At 68.8% G+C, this 3,433-nt stretch carries 5 protein-coding genes; 3 read left to right on the top strand and 2 right to left on the bottom strand.

The window, feature by feature from the left end; all coding sequences use genetic code 11:
- Both ACFWXO_RS32940 and ACFWXO_RS32935 read right to left on the bottom strand, forming a co-directional pair.
- The coding region (locus ACFWXO_RS32940) for a hypothetical protein (protein ID WP_380528501.1) at positions 1 to 370 on the bottom strand (370 nt) is incomplete at its 3' end.
- A 267-nt stretch (positions 371 to 637) separates the two neighbouring features.
- On the bottom strand, positions 638 to 1,030 hold the full coding sequence (locus ACFWXO_RS32935; protein WP_380528499.1) for an ATP-binding protein: 393 nt from the start codon (positions 1,028 to 1,030) through the stop codon (positions 638 to 640).
- Positions 1,031 to 1,342: 312 nt separating this feature from the next.
- Here ACFWXO_RS32935 and ACFWXO_RS32930 point away from each other — a divergent pair, with 312 nt between their 5' ends.
- The 3 genes from ACFWXO_RS32930 to ACFWXO_RS32920 all read left to right on the top strand — a co-directional run bounded on the left by ACFWXO_RS32930 (position 1,343) and on the right by ACFWXO_RS32920 (position 3,154).
- Positions 1,343 to 2,188, top strand: a complete 846-nt coding sequence (locus ACFWXO_RS32930; RefSeq protein ID WP_380528497.1) for a helix-turn-helix domain-containing protein — start codon at positions 1,343 to 1,345, stop codon at positions 2,186 to 2,188.
- Positions 2,185 to 2,406, top strand: a complete 222-nt coding sequence (locus tag ACFWXO_RS32925; protein ID WP_380528496.1) for a DUF397 domain-containing protein — start codon at positions 2,185 to 2,187, stop codon at positions 2,404 to 2,406. Before ACFWXO_RS32930 ends, ACFWXO_RS32925 begins: the two co-directional genes overlap by 4 nt.
- Before the next feature lie 229 nt (positions 2,407 to 2,635).
- Positions 2,636 to 3,154 (top strand): DUF6879 family protein, encoded by a 519-nt coding sequence (locus tag ACFWXO_RS32920; RefSeq protein ID WP_380528494.1) that lies wholly within the window; start codon positions 2,636 to 2,638, stop codon positions 3,152 to 3,154.
- The last annotated feature ends 279 nt before the right edge of the window (positions 3,155 to 3,433 follow it).

Below are 3,433 nucleotides of genomic sequence, written 5' to 3'. Positions count from 1 at the left end.
GCGCGGCGCGCCCCCCGCCCCGCGGCCCCCCCCCCCCCGGGCGGCCCCCCCCCCCGCGCGCGGGCTGCCGGCGCCACACCCGCCGGGCCCCCCCCGCTACCGGCATGAGCAGGAACGCCAGGAACCAGGCCCAGCCGCCCAGGGCGAGCGCGGCCAGGAGGCCGATGATCAGCAGCGGCACCCACACGGCGGCCACCGTGAACCCGGCCGCCGCGCACGCGACCCGGAACCGGTCCTGGCGCCGGTAGAAGACCGGCACGGCACAGACGGCGCCGCTCAGCAGCCCGACGGCGGAGAGGAAGAGCCGCAGACCGGCCCCGCACGTCGGCGCGATGAGCACCAACGGCACCAGGGGCACCGCACTTGCCACCCCGGCCAACCACCTCACACTCGTGGGCACCACGGCCATGCCTCCACCCCTCCTTTGAACGCGTTCAAACGTAACACGCGAGAGGCTGGGCCGATCAGGAGGATTCGGCGCCCCCGATCGCCGCGAGCAACTGTCGGCGGACGGCAGCAGCGGCACCGGGCATCCGGCGGGCCAGCTCCACGTCGAGTCACCGACGTTCAGCCCGGAGGAGTCGGGCGACGGGGGCGCGGGAGCAGTGCTGGAACCAGAGGTCGCGGAGCCGGTCGATCACGCCGCCACCTCGCCCCACACGATCTTGCCGATCGGCCGGCGCGGGCAGCAGCCCCAGCGCTTGGCGAGGGAGTCGACGAGCTGGAGGCCTCGCCCGGTCTCGCCGTCGAGACCGGGCGAGGAGAGGGAGGGGACCCGGTCACCCCGGGCGTCGTGGACCTCGATACGGAGGCGGGTGGGGTCGACGTCGAGGGAGAAGTAGATGAGGTGGCCGATCGGGGTGCCGTGCAGGACGGCGTTGGTCACGAACTCGGTGGTGATGACGAGCCCGGAGTCGAGGAAGCGCTCGCCGTGCGGGGTGGAGGAGAGGAGAGCGGCGAGCAGCTGGCGGGCCATCGCGGGCGAGCGGCGGCTGCGCGGGAGCCAGATGGTGGAGGAGGTTCGAGACATGGCGAAGTCACCTTCCAGGCACATGACATGAGTGGAGAAGGCCGGGCGACCACGACGGCCGCCCGTAGGCGTCCAACACGAAGCGCCTCACGAGGGTGCGCTACAGCCTTACGCCATGCATGTCACGCACAGGCAGCACTTCGTCACGCACAGCATGGAGCATCGCCGCGAATGATCGCAAGGCAAGTCGATGAAATATGAAAACTTTCAGATCTGATGGCTAGGCGCGCCCTCTAGGCTGTTGCCGATGGTGGCGAACCGTCACCACTCGCATGCACACTGGTCCTTGAACGTCATGGAGGGGTTACGTAGATGGCAGTCGCAGTGCCAGCAGTGCGGTACCGACGCATCGCCGCCGAGCTGAGAAGGCTTCGCGAGTTGAAGAGCCTCTCCGCCGAAGAGGTCGCCGCCCAGGTCGACGGCATCAACCTGGTGAAGCTCAGCCGGTACGAGAACGCCCGGGTCCAGCTCAAGCCGGATGTCGTCCGCGCCCTGCTCGACTTCTACGAGTGCGACGAGGAGCTCAAGGAGGTCCTCGTCGAGATCCTCCGGGACAAACGCCGCCCGGGCTGGATGGCGGGCTACGAGCAACTGAACCCGCTCTACACGGACTTGATCCGGCTCGAAGAAACGGCTGTTGGCAACAAGTCGTACGAGTCTGCCTACATCCCCGGCCTCCTCCAGACGCGCCAGTACGCCCACGCCATCATCGCCAGCGGCGTGATAAACAAGCCCAGCGTCGAAGAGCGGGTGGAAGTCCGGATCAACCGGCAATCCGTCCTCACACGGTCCGAGAACCCACTGAAACTGTGGGCCGTGATCCACGAGGCAGCCCTGACCATGGGCGCCGCCCCAGGGGTCATGACAGACCAGTTGGACAAGCTGCTGCAGTTCAGTCAGCTCCCCAACATCAGAATTCAGATCATGCCGTCCATGGCTCCGCCGCACCCTGGCATGACCGGCTCGTTCGCACTCCTGGAGTTCCGGCAACGAGATCTCGACCTGGTTCTGCTCAGCGGCATGCTCAGCAGCGATTGGGTTGAAGACCCGGGCCAAGTCGATATCTATCGAGCGGCGTTCGACGAGATCATGGCAACCGCCCTGGACCTCGACCAGTCTCGTAGCCTCATCGCACAGAAGAGAGACATGCTCAAGTGACCCATTTCCCTGTCGCCTCCGCGCTCCCCATCCAGTGGAGGAAGGCAAGCGCCAGCAACCCCAACGACAACTGCGTCGAAGTAGCCGATGCCATCACGGACATCGTCCCGGTCCGCGACAGCAAGGACCCCCACGGCCCGGCGCTCGCCTTCTCCCCAGACGGGTGGCAGTCCTTCATCGCCGGCATCCGCTCCGACGACTTCCCCGCCACCCCCTGAATCACCCCGGGGGGGGGGGGGGGGGGGCGCCCCCCGGCGCCCCCCCCCCCGCCCCCCCCGCCCGACCCCCACCCCCCCCCCCGGCGCCCCCGCGCGGGGCGCCCCCCCGCGGCGGGCCGGCCCGCCCGGATACCCGCTGTGGCACGTCTCGCGCAGATGGACGTCCCCGAGCATGAAGCCGTGATCGAACTACCCAAGCACATAATGCAGTTCTTCCCGGAGGTGAGCGGTGGCGTCAGCCCCCACGCTTGAGGACCTGCTGCGGAACTGCACCCGCTCGGCGCTCCACCTGGAGATGCGCGACGGATACATGCGCGACGACCCCTTGTTCCTCCGCTGGCTCAGGGGGCAACGGGACGATCCGGCCGACCAGGCGTCCTGGTGGAGCCCTTGGTTGCAGCTGATCGAGGAGACCACCACTCGCGGCATCGACGTACGACGCGCCCGCATCATCTCCGAACCGGCAAGCGAGTACATCCGGTTCGAGCATGAGATCACGTTCCGCAACATCGCTTCCGGCGAGCAGGTCAGATGGCTTCCCCGTCGACAGGCGACCGACCTGGCACTCCCCGGCAACGACTTCTGGCTCATCGACGGGCAGCACCTCTTGGTCCACCATTTCAGTGGCGAGGGCGACTTCGTCGACGACGAAGTCACCCTCGCCCCGCAAGCCGTGAGCCTCTGCGCCTCGGCTTTCGAGGCCGTCTGGGCACGTGCCGTCCCCCACCAGGAGTTCCGGCTGACCTGAGGAACCTGCCCGGACGGTGACTCCCCGACCGTGTGGGTCGACGAGGCGACCTCCGACCTTGTCATCCAGGACTGGAAGATCGACGAGGACACCGAAACGCCGAACTTTCCGGAAAAGCGAAGGCTTCGTCCACTACGCAGCACGCCGGAAGCGGTCACCGACCGACCCCGCCACCCCCTGAAACTCCCCGGGCGGGGGGCGCGCGGGGGTCGGGGGGGCGCGCCCGGGGGGGGGGGGGGGGGGGCGGCGGACGGCGGGGGGGGGGGGGACGGCAGCGAC

It is taken from the genome of Kitasatospora sp. NPDC059088 (assembly GCF_042738155.1).
Taxonomy (GTDB): Bacteria; Actinomycetota; Actinomycetes; order Streptomycetales; family Streptomycetaceae; genus Kitasatospora.
The sequence above is the reverse complement of the archived record's forward strand: the minus strand, read 5'-3'. Positions and strand labels throughout refer to the sequence as shown.

Coding starts and splice junctions, on each gene's coding strand:
- ACFWXO_RS32935 (WP_380528499.1), bottom strand. CDS start 1,030: ATGTCTCGAACCTCCTCCACCATCTGGCTCCCGCGCAGCCGCCGCTCG.
- ACFWXO_RS32930 (WP_380528497.1), top strand. CDS start 1,343: ATGGCAGTCGCAGTGCCAGCAGTGCGGTACCGACGCATCGCCGCCGAG.